A 22,829-nucleotide genomic window follows, 5' to 3' on the forward strand; every position below is an offset into this window, starting at 1 on the left:
TTACTCGCCGTCGCCTTCGGTCGCCGATTCAGAACTCGCGTTCTTTGCGGTCGTCGCGTTCGTGACGGTCACCCGGCCACCTTCGGGTGTGCGCGTCGCGTCCTGGGTCACCTCGATAACGCCTGTCATCCCGTTCGGTTCGTGCGGGATACAGAAGTAGTTGTACGTGCCGGGGACGGTGAACTCGTTTTCGAAGGTCTCGCCCCCGTGAATGGACCCCTGGGTGCCCGACTGCCACCCTTCCCGGGCGGCTTCGGACGAGGAGAAGCCGCCGGAGGCGAAGAAGTCGGCCTCGTCGGGGATCCCGCTCTCGTAGGCGGTCACCGTGTGCGCGTGGGAACTCGTGTTCCGCCAGACGACGGTCGTGCCGGGAGCGACGGCGAACGAGTCGGGCTTGAACGCCGAGGAGGACATACCGATGTCGTGGTCGTCGCTGTCAGTCGGGCCACCGGCACCGAGACAGCCCGCGAGCGCGACCGTACTCCCGCCGACCGTCGCGAGGAAGGCTCGTCTGTCCATGGTCGGCTGTCAGGACTCGACCATCAAATGTCGCGCGGTTTCACCCGGAGTAGGCGGACTTTTGTCGGAGGGTCACCCATCGACGAGTATGGGAACGGATACGTTCGGCTACGGGACGCTGGCGCTGGCGGCCGTCGTGGTCGCCATCGCAATAGGCCAGCTCCGAGTGGAGATTCCGCGACTGGCTCCGGTCGGCGTCGGACTCGGCCTCGTCCTCGCCGCCGTCGGCGTCGCGACGCTCGCGGGGCGGGGCTACGGCTTCGACGCGGACCGCGATCGGCCACTGCTCGGGCTGGTGACAGTGTTCGGGACCGTCGCTGGCTTTGGATTCATCGTGACCAGTCTCATGCTCCTGATCGGGTGACGGTGACTCGTTCGGGGACGGCCCAGTATCGAACGGACTAAGACGGCGGTGGTCGGACCGGGTGGTATGCAGCCGCGGTTCGTCGGCCGGCTGGGACCGGCAGACGCGATGACCGTTGCCAACGCAGCGCTGGGCTTTGCGGCCGCCGTCGCCGCCACCATCGACCCCAGCCTGGGCGCGCGGCTCATCCTGCTGGCCGCCGGCACCGACGGACTCGACGGCGTCATCGCCGCGAAATACGGCGGGACACCCGTCGGGGAGTTCATCGATTCGCTGGCCGACGTGGCCTCCTTTTGCGTCGCGCCGGCCGTCTTCGTGTTCAGCGTCGCCAGCACCGAGTGGGGACTGACCCTGACGGCCGCCGACCCGCCGCTGAAACTCGCGGCGGCCTTCGTAATTCCTGCCCTGTTCGTCGGCTCGGGCGTCGTCAGACTGGGGATGTACACCGCCTACGACATCGGGAGTGACTCGACCGAGGGCGTCCAGACGACGCTGGCCGCGACGCTGTTGGCCGTCGTCTACCTCGCCGGCTTCCAGGGAGCAGCCCTGCTCGTCGGCCTCACCGCGATCTTCACCTATCTGATGGTCACCACCATCGAGTACCCCGAACTGAAGGTGAGCCACGTCCTCGGGATGGCGGTCATCCAGCTCGGAGCGATCATCGCGCCGACCGCGTTCAATCGCGTCTTCCCGCGCGCCCTGCTGTTCATGGCTGTCCTCTACCTCATCGGCCCGTGGTTCTACCGGCGGTATCTGCGGTGAGGGCGTCTTTTTCCTCGCCAGAATGCTACACGTTCTGGTTTGCTCACGAGACCCGACCCGTCTCGTGAGCCCCGAAAAGCATGGGCGAAAGGGTCTAACTCGGCCACAGGCTCCGATTCAGTGACCCGCGGCGGGCAGCGTCAGGGATGCCGGTACTCAGTACAGAAAAAATACTTATCGGAGGGCTATCACCATCTGCGTAGACGTACTATGCCCTCCAAGCAATCCCTGTCCGCATCAGCTGTTCAGTCACGCTAGCACATGGACCGTCGCACCGCACTCAAAAGCCTGGCGACAGTTGGAAGCGTTACGCTCGCGGGGTGTTCATCCGTCCCCGGGTTCGGCCAGTCGGGGACCGTCCTCGGAAAGATCGAAGTCATCAACTCCTCGTTCGTGCCGAACCGGATTCGCCTGCTAGTGGTTCGCGGTGAGGACGATCTCATCGACCGGGAGCACTCCCTGGCCGCAATCGACGCTGAAAACGGCACGCGTGGCACGATAATCGAACCGTCGTGGTCCGATACACGGGGCCAGTATACGATTCACGCGCACCACGTCGAGGAGTCCGGTGATCGGGAATCCAGCTCCCGGGAGTATACGGTTACGGGAAAGGACTACGACCGGTACTACGGCGATAGTCAGGAAGACCCGGGCTGTATCGGGGCCGTCGTCAAGATCGGGAGTCTCGCCGAGACCGAAAACGCCGCGATCGGAATCAGTCCCACGTACATGGAAAACCCCTGTGACGCGTCGGATTCCGAATAAGGTGGGAGCATCCGCCGACCGAAGGGAGGCGGTTCACTCCAGGCGAGCGTAGCGAGTCTGGAGCATGTTTTAGTCCAGTTTTTGCGAGGAGTGGTTCGAGCGCGGCTTTGCCGCGACTCGAACCCGACGAAGTAAAAAGTGGAAAGGAAACACCTTTTGTGGGGACTCGCGCAGGACTAGGTATGTTTATCGGGGACGACGAGCCGGACTGGCGACCCGTCGTCGAGGACCTCAGCACTCGACTCGACGCGGTCATCGAGCGCGTCGACGACGTCGAGACCGAGGAGGAAATCGTCGAGATCGAGGAGGAACTTGACGACGTCGAGAACACGCTCGAGACGTCCGACGTACCCGCCGACAGCGACGAGTACGAGACGCTCGAGGAGTGGATCGAGGAAGCACGCAACCGACTCCCGCCGGCGTGGCTGCCACAGGCAGGGACATTCGAGGACAGGCTCGACGAGGTTGAGAGCGAAATCGAGACCGTCGAGACAGCCGACGAGATCGACGCCGTCGAGGCGGACCTCGCGGCCGTCGAGTCCGACCTCGAGGACTCGGACGTCCCCGAGGACGCCGACGAGTACGCGACGCTCGAATCCCGCATCAGCGACCTGGAAGGCGAAGTTCCCGAGGAGTACCACCCCACAGTCTGGGACTACGAGGCCGAACTCGACGAGATCGAAGCCGAACTCGACGAGGCGACGCTGGAATCCGAACTCGACGACATCGAGGCCGAACTCGACGACGTCGAGAGCGACATCGAGGCCTCTGAGGTGCCCGAGGACGCCGAGGCTCACGAGGAGTTGCTCGGTCGGATCGAGGACCTCCGCGGCGAGGTCGAAGGAAGGCGCGGTCCGTACGCCGAGGACGTCGCCGAGGAGATCGAAACCGCCGAGGGGACGCTGACCGACGGCGACTGGACGCCCACGGGTACCGATGACGTCGCGATCGCCGTCGAGGAGTTCCTCGACGTGGCGGGCAGCGAGTTCGTCGAGACCTTCGAGGCGGACAGCGACAGTCCGGCGGACCTGGCGGCGGCGCTCGAAGACGTACGAGGGATCGTCGAGGAAACCGATCTGGACGCCGACGAGGACGACGACACCATCGAGACGCTCCTCGCGGCAGCCGAGACGCTCACCGAGGAACTCGACGCCGCCGAGGAGTGGACCGACCTCTCGGTACGGGACCAACTCGACCGGAAGGGGTTCTACGAACCCCTGGAGTCGGAGAACCGCAAGGACTTCCCGGCCGAGTGGAACGCCATCAAGCTCCACGAGAAGGCCTACCGGGCGGGCGACAGCGAGGCCATCGAGATGATCCTGCTCGGCCTGGAGACGTTCGATTCGGACTTCATGGAGGAGAACGTCCTCGACTCGCTGCGGCGGATCGCCCCGCCGGAGGCCTACGAGGACCTGGAGCCGCTGGCGAACAAACGCAACCAGGACGCCATCGAAATCCTGGGCAAGATCGGCGACGAACGCATCTTAGAGACGATCACCGAGTTCGTCGAGGGCGGCGACGTGGCGCTCCGGAAGACGACGCTCCGGGCCATCGGTGCCATCGGCAGCGAGGAGTCGACCCAGACCGTCGCCGACCAGCTCGTCGACGACAACCCCGAGGTCCGCAGCACGGCCGCCCGGGCGCTGGGTCTCATCGGCGACACGCGCGCCATCGAGCCGCTGGCCGACGTCCTCGAGGGCGACGACAGGGACGAAGTGCGTGCCAGCGCCGCGTGGGCGCTCAACACGATCGGAACGGAACGGGCCCGCGAGGTCGTCACGGAGTACACCGACGACGCGGCCTACATCGTGCAGGTCGAAGCCGAGAAGGCGGCGACCGAGCCAGCAGCCTGATCGGGTGACGGCCACGTTTTTCTGCCCCGGCCGCTGATGCACTGAGTATGACAACCGAGCCCGGAGCCGACCCCGCCGTCGACCGGCGTGCGGCGTACGATTACGGCGGCGGCGACGTCTCCCGGTCGGGCATGGTCGACGACCTGGACCAGCTCGTCGCGGGGGAGGTGCGCTTCGACGAGTACTCCCGGGAACTGTACGCGACCGACGCCAGCATCTACGAACAGACGCCGATCGGCGTCGTGTTCCCGGCATCGACGGCCGACGTGGCAGCCGTCGTCGAATACTGCGCGCTGCGGAAGATCCCGGTCCTGCCACGGGGCGGCGGGACGAGCCTGGCCGGCCAGACCGTCAACCGGGCGGTCGTCCTCGACACGAGCCGGCACATGAACGACCTCCTCGAGTTCGATGCCGAGGAGCGACGGGTGCGCGCACAACCCGGGATCACGCTTGGCCACCTCAACGCCGCACTGGCCGACGATGGGCTGAAGTTCGCGCCGGACCCGGCCTGGGGCGACAAGAGCGTCCTCGGCGGCGCGATCGGGAACAACTCGACGGGCGCACACTCGCTGAAGTACGGCAAGACCGACGCCTACGTCGAGGAGGTGGAGGTCGTCCTCGCCGACGGGACGGTGGCGCGGTTCGGGCAACTGCCCTTCGACGAACTCGACGAGCGCGCCGACACCGAGGGCGACCTCGAAGCGCGCATCTACGCCGAAGTCCGGCGGATCATCGAGGAGGACGGCGACACCATCGAGAGCGCGTACCCCGACCTCAAGCGCAACGTCTCGGGGTACAACCTGGATTGGCTTGTTGAGCGCGCACGCGAGGACGGCGTCGTCGACATGCCCGGCCTGATCGCAGGCAGCGAGGGGACCCTGGCCTTCGTCACCGAGGCGACGGTATCGCTGGAGCCGATCCCCGAGACGAAGGCGATGGGACTCCTGCGGTACGACACCGTTCTCGACGCGATGGAAGACGTGGGGGCGATCCTCGACCACGACCCCGCGGCGGTCGAAGTGCTCGACGACGTACTATTGGATCTGGCGCGTGACACCGAGGAGTTCGGGACCCTGGTCACCGAGATGGTCCCCGGCGGAACCGGGGCTGTGTTGCTCGTGGAGTTCTACGCCGACGACGACGAGCAGGGACGCCGCAAGGTGGCGGACCTCCTGGCCGATCGCGCGCCCGGAAGCGACACCGAAGCAGCGCCAACCGACGGCGGCGTGACGACCGGCGAACCGACGCGTGCGACCTCGGCCGACGAGGCCCACGACGCGAGCGAGCGCGAGCAGTTCTGGAAACTCCGCAAATCCGGACTGCCGATCCTGCTGGGACGGACCACCGACGCGAAACACGTCGCGTTCGTCGAGGACACCGCCATCCCGCCAGAACACCTCCCGGCGTTCGTCGAAGACTTCCAGAAACTGCTCGAGGACCACGACACGTACGCGAGTTTCTACGCCCACGCCGGTCCCGGGGTCTTACACATCCGACCGCTCGTCGACACCAAGACCGAACCCGGCGTCGAGCAGATGGAGGCCATCGCGGACGCGGTGACGGACCTCGTCGTCGAGTACGACGGCAGCGTCTCGGGCGAACACGGCGACGGTCGCGCGCGGACGCAGTGGAATCATAAACTGTACGGCGACGACGTGTGGGAGACGTTCAAAGACCTGAAGACGGCGTTCGATCCGGACTGGCTGCTCAACCCCGGCCAGGTCGTCTTCCGTGAGGACGAGCCGACGGACATGACCGAGAACCTGCGGTTTTCCCCGGAGTACGAGTTCGAGGCCGGGTTCGAGCCGACGCTGTCCTGGGAGAACGACAACGGCTTCCAGGGGATGGCGGAACTCTGTCACGGCTGCGGCGGCTGTCGCGGCCATCAGGACACCACCGGCGGCGTCATGTGTCCGACCTTCCGGGCGTCGAACGAGGAGTCGCTCTCGACGCGCGGTCGGGCGAACATGCTCCGGCAGGCCATGTCGGGTGACCTCCCCGACGACGAACCGTTTTCCGACGAGTTCGTCACGGAGGTCCTCGACCTCTGTATCGGCTGTAAGGGCTGTTCGAAAGACTGCCCGAGCGAGGTCGACATGGCGAAGTTGAAAGCCGAGCTTACTCACGAGTACCACCAGCGAGAAGGGACGAACCGTCGGGAGCGACTGTTCGCGAACGTCGACCGGCTCTCGGCGCTCGGGAGTCGGCTGGCCCCGCTCTCGAATTGGCTCCCGAAGGTACCCGGCGTTCGAGGGTTCATGGAGAAGACGCTCGGCATCGCGCGCGAGCGGTCGCTGCCGACGTTCCGACGGTCGACGTTCGTCGACTGGTTCGAGGAACACGACCCCGCGATACCGGCGTCCGACGCCGACCATCGCGTCCTGTTGGTCCCCGACACGTACACCAACTACAGTCGGCCGGAGGCCGGGAAGGCAGCCGTCGCGGTGCTCGAAGCCGCGGGCGTCCACGTCGACGTACCGTCGTCGCTTTCGGACAGCGGCCGAGCGGCCTTCTCGAAGGGGTTCCTCGACCGGGCGCGCGAGACGGCCGCGGCGAACGTCGAGACGCTCGCGCCGAAAGTCCGGGACGGCTGGGACGTCGTCGTCGTCGAACCGTCCGACGCCGTGATGTACCAGTCGGACTACCTCGACTTGCTCGACGGCGACGACGCCGAACACGTCGCCGCGAACAGCTACGGCGTGCTCGAGTACGTCGACACGAAGCGCCTCGACGACGCCGTCGCCTTCGACGCGCCCGACGCCCACCTGACCTACCACGGCCACTGTCATCAGAAAGCGGTCACGAAAGACCACCACGCCGTGGGGGTGCTCCGCCGTGCGGGCTACGCCGTCGACCCGCTGGATTCGGGGTGTTGCGGCATGGCCGGCTCCTTCGGCTACGAAACCGAACACTACTCGATGAGTCAGGCGATCGGGGACGTCCTGTTCGATCAGGTCGATGCGAGTCCGGGCGCGGAAGTCGTCGCACCCGGGGCGTCGTGTCGGACGCAACTCGGCGACAGGCCCGACGCCGAGGGGAAGCCACCGCATCCAATCGAGAAGGTCGCCGAAGCGCTGGCTGCGTGAGCGTCCGTCGGTGACGGTCGTTCGTTCCAGTTGCTCAGGCTTAGTTCACGCTACGGGACGTATAACGAAGCGCTGCGGAATAGAGCGGTAACGCATGGCTAACCGAGACGTCGACGAACTCGAATCGGAACTACCGAAGAAACAACGACTCATCAACGCCTGGATCGCCGTCGGCCCCGAGGGGAAGACGACTGACGTGAGCGAGTTGACTGACTCCTCGCGCGGGTACGCCTCCGACCTCCGACGCGGGCTCGAAGGCGAGGACGAGGAGGAGATCGAACACGACGAGATCGAAGACGCCTACCACCCGGAACTCGTCGAGAAGTACCGGTCGGAACTGGACGAAGACGCGATCGAAGGTGAATGGGAGTTCCTCGAACAACTCGAAGGACAACCGACACCCGAAGCGGAGTCGGAGGCTCCGAGCGAAACCGAACAGTCACCGACGGAGGGCCGCCGGACACCACCGCAACCGGAACCGCGAGAAACCGGTGAGGCTCCCGAACGCGAACGCCGACCGACGGGACCGAACCAGCCGCCGGCACAGGCTTCGCAACCGGGGGGACAACCACGTGAGGGCACGCAACCGGGACGACACCCAGGAGGGACGCCCCAGTCGGGACGGCAGCCGGGTCAGACCCCCCAACAGGGCCGCCAACCCCAGCAGCCGGGGTCTGCGGCACCGACACAGCAGCCGACACGGACGGGACCGCCGGCACAACAGCCCACGCAAACCGGGCCGCCAGCCCAGCCACCGACATCCAGCCCGCATGGCGGTCAACAGGGAGGCGGTTCCGGGTCGTCTACCGGACAGCCGACACGACAGGCCGGCCAGGGGCCGACAGCGGGCGGGCAGCGAACGGGTCAAGCACCTGGCGGGCAGCCAGCGGAGCCAACAGCGGGCGGGCAGCCGACTGGGACACGACAGTCTACACAGGTGAACCAGCAACAGCTCGCCAGTCAACTGCGCGAACTGGACAACTCGCTCACCTACCGGCAACAGCAGGCACAGTCCGAGATCAACTCCGTCCCGCCGCAGTCCGCGGTACAGTCGATGGCGGTCTCGAAGTACAACCTCATCGTGGAGATGCGCCAGTCGGTCCAGCAGTTGCTGAGCACGGTGACGCCCGGTCGATAACGGCCGACCGTATTCGATATCGCGTGCAAGGGTTTATCCAAAAAGGCGGGGCCACCCTCCCGTGTGCTGCCGAAAGCCGCCGCGGTAACGGCGCTCGCCCTCGTTGCGGTCGTCGCAGGCGTGGGTGTCACCCCTGCCAGCGCACAGTCCCCTGCCAGCGCACAGTCGGTGCCCGACAACCGCTCGGTCAATATCACTGCGGTCTATCCGAACCCGGTCGCGCACGGCGACGCCGGGGAGTTCGTCGTCGTCCGCTCGAACCGGGAGGTGTCACTGGCGAACTGGTCGCTCGCCGACGACGACCAGCGGGTCGGCCTCCCGAACGTCACCGTCGGGGGTCGCCTCGTTCTCTCGACAGCCCCGAACCGGACGCGGAACCTGACAACCGGACCGGTGGGGCGACTCCCCGACGGGCTGGCGCTCGCCAACAGCGGCGAACGCCTCGAACTCGCGCGGAACGGGACTGCCGTCGATTCACTGTCCTACACCGACGCGCCCGAGGGGGAGATCGGGCGACCGAACGGGAAGCGTGTCGCATGGCGATCGGTGGGTGCCACGGCGTTCCCCATAGTCGCGGGAACGGACGTTCCGGGTCGTGCGTTCGTTCTCCCCGACGGCGGCGGCGTGCCGAAGGAGATTCTCGGCGCGGCCGACGACCGAATCCTGCTGGCCGGGTACACGCTGACCTCCGAACGCGTCGTCGAACTGCTCTCGAAGGCCGCCCGGCGCGGCGTCGACGTCCGGGTACTCGTCGACGACAGCCCGGTCGGCGGGCTGACCCGACGAGAAGCCGCGGCGCTCGACCGACTCGCCAACAGCGACGTCACCGTCACCGTCGTCGGCGGCGACCGGGCGCGGTACGAGTTCCACCACGCGAAGTACGCCGTCGTCGACGACCGAGCGCTCGTGACGACGGAGAACTGGAAACCGGCCGGAACCGGCGGGCACGGCAGTCGGGGCTGGGGCGTCATCGTCTCCGAGCGGACCGTCGTCAGGGCGTTGGTCGAGACCTTCCGGGCCGACGCCGGATGGCGAGACACCACGGCCTGGTCGAGGTTTCGGGAGAGCAAATCCTTCGAGCCGGCAGAGTCGCCGCCGGCGAACGAGACGTATCCGAGCCGTTTCGAGCCGCGGAGGTTTCGCGCGGAGCGGGTCGAACTCCTCCGCGCGCCCGACAACGCCGAGCGGCGGGTGGTCGCACTCGTCAACAACGCGACCGAATCCGTCCGCGTCGAGCAGGTCTCCGTCGGAAGCCGGCAACAGCCGTTCCTGCAGGCGAGCCTGCGGGCAGCCAGACGGGGGGTCGACGTGCGAATCCTGCTCAGCGGTGCCTGGTACGTCGAGGAGGACAACCGCGAGCTGGCCAGGTGGCTCAACGAGCGAGCGGCCCGTGAGGACCTGCCGCTGGAGGCGAGACTGGCGAATCCCCGGGGCCGCTTCGAGAAGATCCACGCGAAGGGCGTCGTCGTCGACGGGGACCAGGTACTCGTCGGGTCGTTGAACTGGAACAACCATTCGGCGCGCGAGAACCGGGAGGTCGCACTGCTGGTGGAAGGCGAGGAAGTGGGAGCGTACTACGCGCGCGTGTTCCGGTCCGACTGGCGAGGCGGCCAGTGGAAACTGACGGTTGGACTGGCACTCGTAGTGGCACTCGGTGGCCTCCTGGCAGGCCTGATCGGACGGCGGATCGAGTTCGAGGGGAATGGCGCTGACCCAGAGCCCGCAGTGGGTCGAAAGCGGCCGTAATCGGTCGACTCAGTGCTCGACCGTCCGTCGATAAACCGCCTAACGCGATAGCAAATCGGGGAACGAACCGAACGGGCGGCGGGCGACACGTTCGGGAGACGGCTTGTTTGACCGGTACACCGAGCGTCCGACATGGCAGTCTCGCTCGACCGCGAGCGGATCACCGAAATGTCCCGTATCGCCGGCGTCGGTGGCAGGGTCGGCCCCCTGGTCGACACCGCGACGCGACGGCCGATCAGGAGGCCGTCGTGAATCGACGGCTGTCCGCTCGAATGCGCCAGGACCTGTCTGGACAACACGACGTGAACCCACTCAGCACGACGCCCTCTCGACGGAAGGCATCGCCAAGGAGTATCACACCGAGTACGACGACGAGGAGGCCGGGGAAATTCGCGAGCGGATACGCGAGGACGTCGACGGACTGACTGCGGCGTAGGATAGAATCAGAGACGGATCAAACAGCGACGATTGGAGAGTGTTTCAGGAGTGTTCAGTCGTCGGTCTGGAACGTCGCTGCGAGTTCCTCGTCGAGTTCCGCGTCGGCCATCTTCTCGACGAGGGCGTCGATGACTTCCTCGCGCATGCCCTTGACGAACTTGATGGAGCCGACGACGAGGTGGCCGCCGCCGGAGACGCCGCCGCCGTCGATCTCGTCGACAAGCTCCGCGACCATGTTCGGAATGTCCAGTCGGACGCCGTCGGAGCGCAGGACGGCGAAGTCCGGGCCGTACCCGATCGTGATGACGGGGTCGCCCGTCTCCTTGACCTTCCGGTCGTGGATCTCGCCGGTGGTCTTGCCGGGCGCGGGATACGTGAACCGATGTGCGTAGTTCTCGACGTCGATGCGGTAGAGGTGGGCGTCGTTGTCCAGTTCCTCGTGTTCGACGTGGTCCATCGCGGCGTCGAGTTGCTTCTCCACGTCGCGTTCGGCCCGGGAGGCGAGGAACTCGACCAGCTGTTCGTGGCGGTCGCGGTCGTCACAGTTGACGTTCAGCGCGTCGTTGATGAGCTGGCGCCCGTCGTTGTATCGGAGCCAGTGGGTCGCGTAGTCAAGCGCCTCGCCGATGTCGCGGAGGTCCGCCTCGTCGTACCCTTTCTCCTCGGCGAGGTCGATGAAATCGTCCATGGCCTCGGCCTGCGAGCGGTCTGAGAGACCGGCGACGGCCGGGACGTGGGTGAGTTCGTCCGTGAGGGAGGGATCGATCATCCGCGCGAGTTCGACCGAGAGCATCCCGGTCGTGATGCGGTAGTCCTCGTCGTGCAGGTAGGGGTTGACGTGTTCGGTGACCAGGGGGCCGACCGCCTCGGGGTCGGGGTGGTGGTGGTCGACGACGACGATGGGCACGTCGTAGTGTGCGAGGTTGCGGTAGGCCGGCGTGTCCTCCTCGGTCGACCCGTTGTCGAGCATCAACAGCATCGGGAGCTTCTGCCCGTGGCGCTTGCGGTTCTCCAGGGCGAAGTTGAGGTCCCGGGTCACGTCCTCCATCTCGTAGAAGGGGGCTTTGCTGGGCAGTCGCTTGAGGAGGTGTCGCGGGGCCTCGGGGTCGTGGTGGTGTTTTTCGAGGAACCGTTCCAGGGCCAACTGGAGCGGCACGGAGGCACAGAGCCCGTCGCCGTCGGCGTGGTGGCGCATGCGAATCGGGCGGCCGTCCAGGGCGGCGGCCCGGAGCCGCTTCGCGACGCGTTCGAGGTCGGGCCGGAGTTTCTCGAAGGCCGGCCACTCGACGAGGGGCTCGACCTCGTTGGGTTCGGCCTGGTCGTCGAGCGCGTCGTCGAGTCGCTCGCGGATGGGTTTGGCGTCCATCGGGTCGAACCGCTGGATCTCGTCGACCTCGATCTGGACCGCTTCGTCGCGCCGTTCGACCCGTCCGGTCAGCCGGACGACGTCGTCCAGTTCGACCTCGGGGTAGGCACGGACGCCCGCTTCCTCGAAGGCCGCACAGGGGACGACGCCGGACTCCCCGCGCAGGTGGAAGATGGTGGGGCCGCCGGTCTGTTTGATCTGAACGACGATGCCGTCGAGCGTGACGGTGTCACCGACGGCGTCGGTCAGGTCCGTGACGGGAACCTGATCGCCGGCGTCGACGCGTTCGGTCACGGAGTCAGCGAGTTCGACTTCGGTGAAACTGATGTCGCCGTCCTCGCGGATCTCGGTGAGTTCGACGACGAACTCGTCACCGACATCGTAGTCGCCGAGGAGGTTCGATTCGTGGACGAGTCCGGAGACCGAGGCCGAGAGGTCGACGAAAACGCCGTAAGCGACGACGCCGTTGACCGTGGCGTGGTATCGGTCGCCTTCGGACACGTCGTCGAGTGTACAGCCGTCGGCGAGGTCGTAAACGACAGGCTTCCCGTCGGCGGATACGTCCGCCCCGTCGTCGGGAGTCGGCGATGGAGTCATGTGGCCGTGCTTCGTCACTCGCCGGTTTCAAGCTTTGGAAACGGTCGTCTGCGTGGAACGATCCCGACTCGCCAGGGTTCCGGAACGCTTAGAAGGCAACCACCCCGATTTGAGGTATGCGGCTGTTCCGGTCGAGCGAGATCCTCGGCATCGCCGAGGACGCGCTCGATTTCGCCCTCGAAGCTTCGGAGGACGCCCACCCCGACGAGTACATGGGACTGCTCCGCGGCGAAGACGCCCGGAAACTCGGCCTCGACCGAGACGGGACCGTCATCACGGACGTACTGGTCATCCCGGGCACGGAATCGAACCCCGTCAGCGCGACTGTCAAGACGAACATGATTCCGAACGACATGCGCGCCGCCGGATCCATCCACTCACACCCCAACGGCGTCCTCAGACCGAGCAATGCGGACCTCCAGACGTTCCACAAGGGCAAGGTCCACATCATCATCGGCGCGCCATACGGGCCGACCGACTGGCAGGCGTTCGATCAGGAGGGCAATCCCCGGGATGTCGACGTGATCGACGTCGATCTCCCCGAGGACGAGTTCTTCGATTTCACGCAGGCCGACATCGACGAGGAACTACGAGACGACTTATGACGACACCCCCAACGGAGTCACCGACGACGGTCGTCGCACAGGGCACCTTCGACCTCCTGCATCCGGGCCACGTCCACTACCTCTCGGACGCGGCCGCGATGGGCACCGAACTGCACGTCATCATCGCCCGCCGTGAGAACGTCACCCACAAGGACCCGCCGATCCTCTCGAACGAGCAGCGCCGCGACATGGTCGCTGCCCTCGAAGTGGTCGACGAGGCGCGAATCGGCCACCCCGAGGACATCTTCGTCCCCATCCGGGACATCGAACCGGACGTCATCGCGCTGGGGTACGACCAGCATCACAAAGAGGAGTCGATCGCGAGCGCACTCGACGAGCAGGGCATCGACTGCGACGTTCGGCGGGCGTCGGGTCGGGAACCCAACCACGACGACGAGTTACTGTCGACCGGCGACATCATCGACCGGATCTGCGACAAACGGTGTTGAGCGGCTCCACCGTCGCATCGGTTGTTCGTTCGCCCGAGTGGTAGAGATGATCTCATATCGACACTTCTGAAACCGCCAGTACAGAGTGGTAGGATAATTTACGAGATTGTGTCGGTGAAACATTACATTTATGTGACAGTCGAGGGAAAAAGATGTGTCGAAATGGCAGGGTTCTCATATCTAAGACAAGACTTGCGGCGAGGGTCGAATTTCGTCGAATTCGATTACGAACGCATCGATCCACGGACACACCTGCGCAGGATACAGCGGGAGATCCAGGAGGTCCGAACCGAGACCGGATTCAAATACGCGACGGAGGAACCGGCCGGCCAGAATCCGGTCGTGACCTCGGAGAACGTCGGTACGGAGACCGGTCGAGTCGAAGGTCGACTGATCGCCCACACGAACTGGGAGAAGTTCGCCGGCGACGAAACCGAAGAGGAGAGTTCACCGATTCTCCCGCTCATCGCCGGTCTCCTGGGCGTCGTTATCCTCATCGCCGGGCTGACGGCACAGGGTAACGACCAGGCGACCATTCTGGGAGTCGGGATTCTGCTGTTGATCGTCGCAGGACTCATCTACTACTTCCAGGATCCGGCGGTCAACCGGAACGAGTACTACTTCCGGAAACGGGTACGGATACTCATGGAAGGCGAAGTCGCAGAACACGGGACAGGAAGTTCCCCGTCCGATCTCGTCGCCAGCGATCTCTCCGTGATTTACAGCGAGAATCTCGAAATCGAGCGTCGGACCGGCAGTGGGAGCCAGACGCTGATGCGAAACGACCTGCCCGAACGGCTGCAAAACCAGTTGGCCACACAGCAGACCCCGGTTACGACGGAGATCGAAGTCGAGACGGCCGATGCAGTAGCGTGTTCCCGATGAGGGTCTGAGTCGTCGCTCCCGGTTCCAGAGCGACGCTCGAATCCCACGGGTTCGCCCCCGCGGGGTTCGGAGCCGGGGCTGTCCGTGACGACATCGACCGGTTGTACTCGACGTACTGGACTCGAACGATCACGTCGCGGCCGGTCCGCTCGGTGATCGGCTCGTCGAGTCCGTTCGGGAGGCCCGGATACTCGGCAGTCGAGTTCCTGGTGAGTGTGACGGTCACGGTGGGCTGGCTGTCGACAGTCCACGGGGAGACGTACTGGGCGGAGATGGTGACCACGTCGAGGCCGCGGTACGGGTCCTCGCCGATCGTTTCAGTCACCGCGGCAGTCGTCTCCCGCTCGAAACTCGCCTGGTAGAGAAATCCCAGCGTAACGGCGGCGATCACCAGCACCGTCAGGGCCAGCGTGGCCACGACGACGCTCGCTTCGCGGGCGGAGCCGAAGTCGAGGATCCCCCGGTCGACGGCGTCCGGACGATAGCCGAGATACACCAGCGAGAGCAACACGCCGAGGTTCACTGCGAGGGTACTGAGGACGAGCAAGACGAGCGCTCCGGCCGCGACCACGGCGTTGCCCCAGGCAACTCCAATGCCGACGACGGCCGCGGTCGGGATCAACGCGGCGGCGATCATGACGCCGACCAGACTGACCTGGCCCTTCGTCGCCAGCCCGAACGCCCCCGCCGCGCCAGCCGCCAACCCGACGGCGACCGAGAGGATGCTCGGTGCCAGACGGACGCCGATCAGTTCGATAGCCGCGACGTCGAGGGTGGCCGGTGTCGCTCCGATCCACTTGAGACCGTAGCCGAACACTACCGCACCAATAATGGCTGCCCCGAGGCCGAACCCCTGCATCTGGAGGCTCCTGACGAGCATGTCCTGGTCGTTCCTGACTGCACCGATGCCGGCAGTGAGCATCGGCCCGACGACGGGGGCGATGACCATCGACCCGACCACGACCGCAGGCGAGTCCATGAGGAGCCCCGACGTTGCAACGACCGTGCTCAGAAGCATCATCCAGAGGTACGCCCGCGTGTTCGGTCGCATGCTCTTTGCCTTCGAGCGCAGCGACTGCGGGGCGATCCGGTTGGGGGAGTTTTGCCACTGGTTCTGGACCGAGTCGATGCCCTCGAAGTTCGCGAAGTCCGCGTTCAGCGACACCGTGAACTGACTCTCGTCGACCCCCTCGTCGCGGAGGTCGTCGAGGACGGGTCCGACGGCATCGGCAGGCACCAGAAAGCCGACGAGCGACCGGTCGTCCTGTTCGCCCGCGCCCGCGGTGACGGTGTATCCCAGGTCGTACTCCTCGAGCACGTCGACGACGTCGTCTCGCTCGTCGTCGGAGACGGAGAGCTGGACCAGCCGCATGGATTCGGTACGCCGGACTGTCGGAAAAGAATTGGTCCGCCCGCTTGCGGTTTCGGCGTCAGCTACCGACGACGACCGCCGGGTTACTGGCCCGATGCCCACCGGTCAGTTATCCCTCAGCGCGCGTGCGTCGGACGGTGTCGTCGTCGACGTAGTAGACGAACGTCTGGGTGAACCAGTCGGCGTGGATCTCGGTCACTGTCTCGGTCCCACTCGGCTCGCCGCGCGTGTTGGAGTAGCCGGTACAGCTCACGACCCCCCTGTAGCCGTCACCGGCCGATTCCACCGACTCGACGGAACAGTCCAGGGAGACGTTCGTGTACTCGCCGTACCACAGCGAGTTGTACACGTAGCGGTACTCGTGTGTCCGGAGGTACGATCGGACGCTCTCGGTCGTGAGGTCGTCGGGTCGCTCGGGTTGGGCCTTCGGGCCGTCGGGCCACTCGACGGCGGCGTCCGCGCCGGGCGTCTCGAACTCAGTCGTCGGCGCATCGGTCGACGTCGGCGGACTCGAATCCGTGTCGGTCGGTGATCCGCCAGGGCCGCTCACACAGCCGGCAGTCAGGACGATCGCGAGCAACAGGATTGGTATCGTGCGCCGAATCATGTACCCGAACGCTGTGCTGCCGGGAATAAACGTCTTGTAGAGACTGAAAGACGCGTTTCAGTCTAGGTAGCCGTGCTCGGCCAGGCGTTCGACGCCTTCCTGGAGGCGCTCCTTGCTCGCGGCGTAGGAGAGTCGGGCGTAGCCGGGCGTGCCGAAGGCGCTGCCGGGCACCGTCGCGACGTGGGCGTCCTCGATGGCCCCCTCACACCAGGCCTGGTCGTCGTCGTCCACCGGGAGCATCATGTAGAACGCGCCGTCGCCGACGGGCACGTCGACGCCGTGGTCGGCGAACAGATCGGCGAGCATGTCGCGGCGTTCCTCGAAGGCGTCGCGCATCTCGACGACCGACTCGTCGGTGTTCTCGAGGGCTTCGACGCCCGCGTGCTGGACGAAGTTCACGGCACAGGAGACCGAGTGGCTGTGGAGTTTGCCGGCCTGGTCGACCAGTTCCTCGGGGCCGGCAAAGTAGCCCAGCCGCCAGCCGGTCATGGCGTAGGCCTTCGAGAAGCCGTTGAGCGTCAGCGTGCGGTCGGCCATCCCGTCGAGGGTGCCCAGGCTCGTGTGCTCGACGCCGTAGGTGATCTCCTTGTAGATCTCGTCGGAGATCACGGTGATGTCGTGCTCGACGGCCAGATCGCGGACGCCTTCGAGCGCGTCGTCGGAGTAGACCGCGCCGGTGGGGTTCGACGGGGAGTTGACGACGAGCAGTTCGGTGTCGTCCGAGACGGCCTCGGCCAGATCGTCCAGCGCGGGTTCGAGCTGGAAGTCGTAGGGCGAGAGGTCGACGCGCGAGAGCGTGCCGCCAGCCATCTTGACCATCGCCTCGTAGGAGACCCACGCGGGGTCGAGCAGGCAGACCTCGTCGCCGTCGTCGATGAGCGACATGAAGATCTCGAAGAGGGCCTGCTTGCCGCCGGGCGTGACGATGACGTTCTCGGGACCGTAGTCCAGGCCGTCGTCCTGGAGTTTGGTCGCGATGGCCTCACGGAGTTCGGGGATGCCGTTCGAGGTAGTGTAGCCGGTGTGACCGGCCTCCATCGCGTCGATGCCGGCTTGCTTGACGTTCTCGGGGGTGTCGAAGTCCGGTTCGCCGACCGAGAGGTCGACGACGTCGACGCCGTCGGCTTCGAGTTCGGCCGCGAGGTTGCTGATCGCCAGGGTTGCGCTCGGTTCCACTCGTTGTACGCGTGATGCGAAGTCCATAGTCATAGTTCCTCCACGAGGTCGACGGCTCCTTCCAGTGCGCTCGCGCCGTAGCCGGTGCGAGCGTGGGCCTCGTCCATGCTCATGCCGGGGCCGGTGACCCCCAGCGTGACGGGGGTGTCGCGGTCGAGGCTCACCTCGGTCAGGCCCTGTGCCATCGCATTGCCGATGACCTCGTCGTGGTCGGTGTCGCCCGACTTGATCGCGCCGACGACCGTGACCGCGTCGACGTCGTCGCGGCGCGCCAGGCGGTCGGCCGCCAGCGGCGCGTCGTACGCGCCGGGGACGTGGGTCGTCTCGACGACCTCCGCACCCAACTCGTCGGCGGCCTCCAGGGCCTTCCGTTCCATTTCCTCGGTGACGTCGCGGTTGAACTCCGCGACCACCAGTCCGAGCCGTACCATATGCCACGGGTAGCAACGGGGACCTAAAGAAATACCGTTCGGGAACGGGCCGGGCCACGGGGCAAGCGTCGGTCCCAACCAGAAGAATCCTAAACCCCGGGAGCATGACCTCGGGCAATGGCAACGGTCGAGGACGATTCGCCCTCCGATACAGACGCCGCCGCCGGGTCCGAGACCGACCTGCTCGCCCGCTACGGCATCGAGCGCATCACGCTCGTCGTCGTCGGCATCGCCGCGTTCGCACTGGCTCTGCGCTTTTTCGCCCTCGGCGAGCGGATCGCACACTGGGACGAGGCCCGCGTCGGCTGGTGGATTCTCGATTACATGAAGACCGGCGACATGCGCTACCGGCCCATCATCCACGGCCCCTTCTACCACATCGTCAATAAGTTCGTGTTCGACGTGTTCGGCGTCACGGACGCGAACATGCGCCTGGTCACGGCGCTGCTGGGCGGCCTGACGCCGCTGGCGGCGCTCGGTCTCCGCGAGCGACTGGACGACATCGAAGTCGGCGCGCTGGCGCTGTTTTTGGCCGTCAATCCGCTCTTGCTCTACTACTCGCGGTTCATGCGCGGCGATCCCATCGTCGCCTTCTTCATGCTGTTTGCCTTCGTGCTGTTCGTCCGGCTGATCGACACAGGCCAGCGCCGATACCTCTTCGCGGGAATGGCCTGCGTCGCGCTCGCCTTCACCGCGAAGGAGAACGTACTGATCTATCTGGTCACCTGGGTCGGCGCGACGGTCCTGTTGCTAGACCACCGGCTGTTCCTCGCCCGGGAACGCGATCAGGAGTGGACGACGCTGGCGTGGGACTACGTGAAGCGAACGGCGTACGGGGCCTGGGCCTGGCTCCCCTGGCTGCTGTTCGCCATCGTCGAGTTCGTGGTCATCACGGTGTACTTCTACGCGCCCCGCGGGGACGCAGTCGAGGGAACGCCGTCGCTCGGGGAGGCCTTTAGCGACCCGACGCTGTTCCCGGCGGTCGTCAACGAGGCGGTCATCGGGTCCTGGAAGGAGTTCTACGGACTGTGGGTCAACGGCGGCCACCAGGACCACTCGTACATCCCGTATCTCGTCGACCTGCTCGAAACGCTGGGCTACGGTGCCCTGGTGCTGTGTGTGCTCGCAGTCGTCGGGTTCGTCGTCGATCGGTACTCCGGAGACGGGCCCCGCGACGTGGTGGCCTTTTCGTTCTACGCCGGATTCGTCTCGATACTCGGGTACCCGATCATCACGGACATCCAGGCCCCGTGGGCGGCGATGCACGCCGTGGTACCGCTCGCGATCCCCGCCGCGGTCGGCCTGGCGCTGATCGTCCGCTGGGGCCGGTCGGCACTCGCCCGCGACGACGCGCTGACCGTCGGCCTCAGTGCCGTCCTGTTGCTCGTCCTCGTCGGCGTCGTCGCCTTTTCGGCGCTGTCGTGGGTGTACCTGCAGCCACAGTCGAACGACAACAAACTCGTCCAGTACGCACAGCCGGGGGGTGACATCCAGCCCTCGCTGGACCGAATGGCGGCCGCGTCGGCCCGGAACGACAACGGGACCGACGTGCTGTTGTACGGGTCCTTTTTCGTCGACGGCGCGGAAAACGCGACGCGGTCGCCGGCGTGTGCGAAGTGGTTCAACTCCTTACCACTGCCATGGTATTTCGAGATGCACAACTCCACGGTCGACTGTGCACAGAACTCAGTCCAGCTAGACGAGTTCGAGTCCGATCCGCCGCCGGTCATCATCAGCCGGAAATCCGAGCAGGCGACCGTCCGCCAGCGGTTCCCCGACTACTGGATGGCGACCTACGAACTCCGAACCTTCGGCACCGAGACGGTGTTTTTCTTCCACCCGGACTACGCGCGGGAACCGGACGCGACGGGGTAACGACCGCCGTCACGTCGGACCGCCGACCGTTCTCGACCCGGTGTGACAACGCTTAAGCGGGTCGCTCGGGAAGCGCCGGTCGATGACACTCACCTCGCCAGGACCGACGCTCGGCGTCGTCGGCGGCGGCCAACTCGGCCGGATGCTCGGCGAAGCCGCCGGCCCGCTCGGCGTCGAACTCGTCGTCTCGGACCCCACACCGGACGCGCCGGCCGCGCCGGTCGTCCGGGACCAGGTCGTCGGCGACTTCGACGACCCGGAGACGCTCCGAGAACTGGCCGACAGATCCGACTACCTCACCTACGAGATCGAACTGGCCGACCCTGACCTGCTCGAAGCGATCAGCGAGGACACCGGCGTCCCGGTCCACCCGTCACCCGAGACACTCCGGCTCATCGAGGACAAACTCGTCCAGAAGGAGCGACTCCAGGCGGCGGGGATTCCCGTCCCCGAGTTCCGTCAGGTCGACTCCGAGGGGGAACTCCGCGAGGCCCTCGACGAGTTGGGCTATCCCGCAATGTTGAAAGCCAGAACCGGCGGGTACGACGGCCGCGGGAACGTCCTCGTCGAGACGCCCGACGACGTCGAGCAGGCCTTCGAGGACATCGCCGGCCCGGCGATGGTCGAGGCCTTCGTCGACTACGAGCGGGAACTGGCCGTCATGGGCTGTCAGGGGGTCGACGAAACCGCGACCTTCCCCGTGACCGAGACGATCCACCGGGAAGAGATCCTCCGAGAGACAGTTTCGCCCGCGCGTGCGAGCGAAGCGGTTCGGGAGGACGCACAGCGCGTCGCCGAAGACGTCCTCGACGTGATGGACGGACGCGGCGTCTTCGGCATCGAGTTGTTCGACACCGGCGAGGAGATCCTCCTGAACGAGATCGCGCCGCGACCGCACAACTCGGGGCACTGGACCATCGAGGGGTGTCACACCTCCCAGTTCGAACAGCACGTCCGGGCAGTCACCGGTCGTCCGCTCGGGTCGACCGAGCGTCGGGCACCGACCGTCTCCGCCAACATCCTGGGCGACGTCACTGAGCGACAGGAGGCCATCCTCTCCGGCGAGGAGAGCGTGTTCGAGACGCCCCAGGCTCACCTCCACTGGTACGGAAAAAGAGAGGTGTACGAACTGCGGAAGACGGGCCACGTCACCCTGACCGGTGAGCACGGGGCGGACCAGACGGCACTGCTCGAATCGGTACGCGAACTACGCGACGAACTCACTTTCCAGTCATGACCGACTCAGCAAACGTCCAGTCACTCGTCGACGAGTTGGAAGCACAGGCAACACAGGAGAAAGCAGACGCCGAGACGCCCGAAATCGGGATCATCATGGGGTCGGATTCGGACCTCGACGTGATGGCCGGGTCCGAGACCGGTCGGCCCGGAGCCTACGACGTGCTGACCGAGGAGTTGGGCTTCGAGGAGCAGACGGATTACGACGATCCGCCCGAGTCCCGCTTTACCTTCGAGACGTTCGTTGTCTCGGCCCACCGGACGCCCGGCCTGATGTACACGTACGCGGAGACGGCCGCCGACCGCGGTCTCGACGTCATCATCGCCGGCGCGGGCGGAAAATCGGCGGATCTGCCGAACATGACCGCCTCCATCGCGTACCCGCTCCCGGTCATCGGCGTCCCCGTCCAGGAGAAGTCGCTCCCGTCGGTCATCGGGATGCCACAGGGTGCACCCATCGTGGCCGTCGACGCGGGCAAGTCCTTCAACGCGGCGCTGTCGGCGGTCCAGATCCTGGCCCGCCAGCACGACGACCTGCGCGAGCGCCTGGTCGACTATCACGAGGGACTGCAGGACGACGTGGGCACCGTCTCGCGTGACCTCCACGAACTGGGGACGCCCGGTTTCAGATCCCAACAGGACTAACGGACCGATTCACGGCGATCCGTCTTTTGTATCGTCGGTTCCCACGGCTCGACGGGCGGAAACGTCCGACGTTGTATTGTGTGACGAGACTCGGCGGAGCGGAGTCCCCGTCGACGATCGGCAGTGGTAGTCGTTGACACACGACAAACTTTAATAACAGATAGAATGACTGTTCAGTATGTATCGACTTGCAAATCGACGAGTAGCTGGTGTCGTGTTGATGAGCTTGTTGCTCGTGTTGGCCGGCTGTAACGGTGGCGGCCAGACAACCGAAACGACGGCGGAGACGACTGGAACGGCGGCGGAGACGACAGACGGTGAAATGGAGACGGCGGACGGGGACGAGGGTGACGTCCAGGAGCCAGAACTCGGTTCGTACGAGTTCACGGAGGGCGAGTCGTACACGTACACCGAGACGCTTCTGGGGACACCGGTCCAGAAGACGTGGTCCGTCGTTTCGGTGGACGGTGACAACGTGACCGTGACCGTCACCTCGAGCGGGCCGACCGAGAACGCGACGGTTACCGCGAGTCAGGACTCCATCGTCGATCGAATGTCGCAGGAATCGATCGGCGAGAATTTCGGGGCGGCTCGGCTTCCGCTCGCGATCGTCAGCATGGGCGATACGTCCAGCGAGGATTTCACTATCGAAAGCGATGCGCTCGGGGCGAGCGGGTCCCAACTCGAGTGGGAGACTGCTACGGTATCGCCACAGGGAGGCGATAGCGTCGCCGGGGTCGAGTGTTCCGCCTTCGAAGTCGATGCGGACGACACGGACGAGCGATACGACTTCTGTATCGCAGAGGACTACCCGTTTGCAGTGTCGTTTAGCTACGAGCAGGGCGGACAAACGGCACTAGCGATGGAACTCACGAACGCGACCCGGCCCTGACCGTTGCAGGCGAGCGATTAGC

The 22,829-nt window shown here is 65.7% G+C and carries 20 protein-coding genes; 14 read left to right on the forward strand and 6 right to left on the reverse strand.

Annotated features, from left to right (window positions below; all coding sequences use genetic code 11):
• The gene (locus E2481_RS03465; protein ID WP_136715722.1) at window positions 1–519 is read right to left on the reverse strand and encodes a plastocyanin/azurin family copper-binding protein; all 519 of its coding nucleotides are present in this window, start codon (window positions 517–519) and stop codon (window positions 1–3) included.
• 88 nt (window positions 520–607) lie between these two features.
• Between E2481_RS03465 and E2481_RS03470 the strand changes: the two genes are divergently transcribed.
• The 7 genes from E2481_RS03470 (at window position 608) to E2481_RS03500 (ending at window position 10,233) form a co-directional block, all read left to right on the forward strand.
• Window positions 608–883 carry a hypothetical protein gene (locus tag E2481_RS03470; protein WP_136715723.1) on the forward strand — a complete coding sequence of 92 codons (276 nt, stop codon included), beginning with the start codon at window positions 608–610 and terminating at the stop codon, window positions 881–883.
• 66 nt (window positions 884–949) lie between these two features.
• A complete protein-coding gene (locus E2481_RS03475) occupies window positions 950–1,645 on the forward strand; it encodes a protein sorting system archaetidylserine synthase (RefSeq protein WP_136715724.1) in 696 nt (231 codons plus the stop codon).
• A gap of 261 nt (window positions 1,646–1,906) precedes the next feature.
• On the forward strand, window positions 1,907–2,410 hold the full coding sequence (locus E2481_RS03480; RefSeq protein WP_136715725.1) for a hypothetical protein: 504 nt from the start codon (window positions 1,907–1,909) through the stop codon (window positions 2,408–2,410).
• Window positions 2,411–2,592: 182 nt separating this feature from the next.
• Window positions 2,593–4,263 (forward strand): HEAT repeat domain-containing protein, encoded by a 1,671-nt coding sequence (locus E2481_RS03485; RefSeq protein WP_136715726.1) that lies wholly within the window; start codon window positions 2,593–2,595, stop codon window positions 4,261–4,263.
• Window positions 4,264–4,310: 47 nt separating this feature from the next.
• Window positions 4,311–7,349, forward strand: coding sequence for an FAD-binding and (Fe-S)-binding domain-containing protein (locus E2481_RS03490; RefSeq protein ID WP_136715727.1), 3,039 nt, complete (start codon window positions 4,311–4,313; stop codon window positions 7,347–7,349).
• A gap of 94 nt (window positions 7,350–7,443) precedes the next feature.
• The gene (locus E2481_RS03495) at window positions 7,444–8,487 is read left to right on the forward strand and encodes a hypothetical protein (protein WP_136715728.1); all 1,044 of its coding nucleotides are present in this window, start codon (window positions 7,444–7,446) and stop codon (window positions 8,485–8,487) included.
• A 63-nt stretch (window positions 8,488–8,550) separates the two neighbouring features.
• Window positions 8,551–10,233, forward strand: coding sequence for a phospholipase D-like domain-containing protein (locus E2481_RS03500; RefSeq protein ID WP_250137711.1), 1,683 nt, complete (start codon window positions 8,551–8,553; stop codon window positions 10,231–10,233).
• 490 nt (window positions 10,234–10,723) lie between these two features.
• Here E2481_RS03500 and E2481_RS03505 read toward each other — a convergent pair whose 3' ends face one another.
• The gene (locus E2481_RS03505) at window positions 10,724–12,634 is read right to left on the reverse strand and encodes a DHH family phosphoesterase (RefSeq protein ID WP_136715730.1); all 1,911 of its coding nucleotides are present in this window, start codon (window positions 12,632–12,634) and stop codon (window positions 10,724–10,726) included.
• Window positions 12,635–12,750: 116 nt separating this feature from the next.
• On the opposite strand from E2481_RS03505, the gene E2481_RS03510 reads away from it, so the two are divergent.
• From E2481_RS03510 to E2481_RS03520, 3 genes are all read left to right on the forward strand, one after another.
• Window positions 12,751–13,239 (forward strand): Mov34/MPN/PAD-1 family protein, encoded by a 489-nt coding sequence (locus tag E2481_RS03510; protein ID WP_136715731.1) that lies wholly within the window; start codon window positions 12,751–12,753, stop codon window positions 13,237–13,239.
• On the forward strand, window positions 13,236–13,688 hold the full coding sequence (locus tag E2481_RS03515; protein ID WP_136715732.1) for an adenylyltransferase/cytidyltransferase family protein: 453 nt from the start codon (window positions 13,236–13,238) through the stop codon (window positions 13,686–13,688). The genes E2481_RS03510 and E2481_RS03515 overlap by 4 nt, the downstream gene beginning before the upstream one ends.
• 162 nt (window positions 13,689–13,850) lie before the next feature.
• Window positions 13,851–14,573 (forward strand): DUF3784 domain-containing protein, encoded by a 723-nt coding sequence (locus tag E2481_RS03520; protein WP_136715733.1) that lies wholly within the window; start codon window positions 13,851–13,853, stop codon window positions 14,571–14,573.
• Here the strand turns inward: E2481_RS03520 and E2481_RS03525 are convergent.
• From E2481_RS03525 to ribH, 4 genes are all read right to left on the reverse strand, one after another.
• Window positions 14,521–15,945: a DUF389 domain-containing protein gene (locus tag E2481_RS03525; protein WP_136715734.1), complete on the reverse strand. Its 1,425-nt coding sequence runs from the start codon at window positions 15,943–15,945 to the stop codon at window positions 14,521–14,523. The two genes, E2481_RS03520 and E2481_RS03525, sit on opposite strands and share 53 nt — an antisense overlap.
• 109 nt (window positions 15,946–16,054) lie before the next feature.
• Window positions 16,055–16,552, reverse strand: coding sequence for a hypothetical protein (locus E2481_RS03530; protein ID WP_136715735.1), 498 nt, complete (start codon window positions 16,550–16,552; stop codon window positions 16,055–16,057).
• Window positions 16,553–16,609: 57 nt separating this feature from the next.
• On the reverse strand, window positions 16,610–17,761 hold the full coding sequence (locus tag E2481_RS03535; RefSeq protein WP_136715736.1) for a pyridoxal phosphate-dependent aminotransferase: 1,152 nt from the start codon (window positions 17,759–17,761) through the stop codon (window positions 16,610–16,612).
• Complete coding sequence (gene ribH, locus E2481_RS03540; RefSeq protein ID WP_136715737.1) at window positions 17,758–18,159, reverse strand: 6,7-dimethyl-8-ribityllumazine synthase; 402 nt, start codon at window positions 18,157–18,159, stop codon at window positions 17,758–17,760. The genes E2481_RS03535 and ribH overlap by 4 nt, the downstream gene beginning before the upstream one ends.
• A 117-nt stretch (window positions 18,160–18,276) precedes the next feature.
• On the opposite strand from ribH, the gene E2481_RS03545 reads away from it, so the two are divergent.
• The 4 genes from E2481_RS03545 to E2481_RS03560 all read left to right on the forward strand — a co-directional run bounded on the left by E2481_RS03545 (window position 18,277) and on the right by E2481_RS03560 (window position 22,807).
• Entirely contained in the window at window positions 18,277–20,034 is a 1,758-nt protein-coding gene (locus E2481_RS03545; protein ID WP_136715738.1) for a flippase activity-associated protein Agl23, read from the forward strand.
• Window positions 20,035–20,116: 82 nt separating this feature from the next.
• A complete protein-coding gene (locus E2481_RS03550) occupies window positions 20,117–21,271 on the forward strand; it encodes a 5-(carboxyamino)imidazole ribonucleotide synthase (RefSeq protein WP_136715739.1) in 1,155 nt (384 codons plus the stop codon).
• Window positions 21,268–21,915 carry an AIR carboxylase family protein gene (locus tag E2481_RS03555; protein ID WP_136715740.1) on the forward strand — a complete coding sequence of 216 codons (648 nt, stop codon included), beginning with the start codon at window positions 21,268–21,270 and terminating at the stop codon, window positions 21,913–21,915. Before E2481_RS03550 ends, E2481_RS03555 begins: the two co-directional genes overlap by 4 nt.
• Window positions 21,916–22,135: 220 nt before the next feature.
• Window positions 22,136–22,807, forward strand: coding sequence for a hypothetical protein (locus E2481_RS03560; RefSeq protein ID WP_136715741.1), 672 nt, complete (start codon window positions 22,136–22,138; stop codon window positions 22,805–22,807).
• Window positions 22,808–22,829 lie beyond the last annotated feature (22 nt).

The organism is Halorientalis salina, from assembly GCF_005049285.1.
GTDB lineage: Archaea > Halobacteriota > Halobacteria > Halobacteriales > Haloarculaceae > Halorientalis > Halorientalis salina.

Coding starts and splice junctions, on each gene's coding strand:
- E2481_RS03555 (WP_136715740.1), top strand. CDS start 21,268: ATGACCGACTCAGCAAACGTCCAGTCACTCGTCGACGAGTTGGAAGCA.
- E2481_RS03550 (WP_136715739.1), top strand. CDS start 20,117: ATGACACTCACCTCGCCAGGACCGACGCTCGGCGTCGTCGGCGGCGGC.
- E2481_RS03530 (WP_136715735.1), bottom strand. CDS start 16,552: ATGATTCGGCGCACGATACCAATCCTGTTGCTCGCGATCGTCCTGACT.
- E2481_RS03525 (WP_136715734.1), bottom strand. CDS start 15,945: ATGCGGCTGGTCCAGCTCTCCGTCTCCGACGACGAGCGAGACGACGTC.
- E2481_RS03510 (WP_136715731.1), top strand. CDS start 12,751: ATGCGGCTGTTCCGGTCGAGCGAGATCCTCGGCATCGCCGAGGACGCG.
- E2481_RS03490 (WP_136715727.1), top strand. CDS start 4,311: ATGACAACCGAGCCCGGAGCCGACCCCGCCGTCGACCGGCGTGCGGCG.
- E2481_RS03515 (WP_136715732.1), top strand. CDS start 13,236: ATGACGACACCCCCAACGGAGTCACCGACGACGGTCGTCGCACAGGGC.
- E2481_RS03480 (WP_136715725.1), top strand. CDS start 1,907: ATGGACCGTCGCACCGCACTCAAAAGCCTGGCGACAGTTGGAAGCGTT.
- E2481_RS03470 (WP_136715723.1), top strand. CDS start 608: ATGGGAACGGATACGTTCGGCTACGGGACGCTGGCGCTGGCGGCCGTC.
- E2481_RS03475 (WP_136715724.1), top strand. CDS start 950: ATGCAGCCGCGGTTCGTCGGCCGGCTGGGACCGGCAGACGCGATGACC.
- E2481_RS03495 (WP_136715728.1), top strand. CDS start 7,444: ATGGCTAACCGAGACGTCGACGAACTCGAATCGGAACTACCGAAGAAA.
- E2481_RS03485 (WP_136715726.1), top strand. CDS start 2,593: ATGTTTATCGGGGACGACGAGCCGGACTGGCGACCCGTCGTCGAGGAC.
- E2481_RS03545 (WP_136715738.1), top strand. CDS start 18,277: ATGGCAACGGTCGAGGACGATTCGCCCTCCGATACAGACGCCGCCGCC.
- E2481_RS03560 (WP_136715741.1), top strand. CDS start 22,136: ATGAGCTTGTTGCTCGTGTTGGCCGGCTGTAACGGTGGCGGCCAGACA.
- E2481_RS03520 (WP_136715733.1), top strand. CDS start 13,851: ATGGCAGGGTTCTCATATCTAAGACAAGACTTGCGGCGAGGGTCGAAT.
- E2481_RS03505 (WP_136715730.1), bottom strand. CDS start 12,634: ATGACTCCATCGCCGACTCCCGACGACGGGGCGGACGTATCCGCCGAC.
- E2481_RS03535 (WP_136715736.1), bottom strand. CDS start 17,761: ATGACTATGGACTTCGCATCACGCGTACAACGAGTGGAACCGAGCGCA.
- E2481_RS03465 (WP_136715722.1), bottom strand. CDS start 519: ATGGACAGACGAGCCTTCCTCGCGACGGTCGGCGGGAGTACGGTCGCG.
- ribH (WP_136715737.1), bottom strand. CDS start 18,159: ATGGTACGGCTCGGACTGGTGGTCGCGGAGTTCAACCGCGACGTCACC.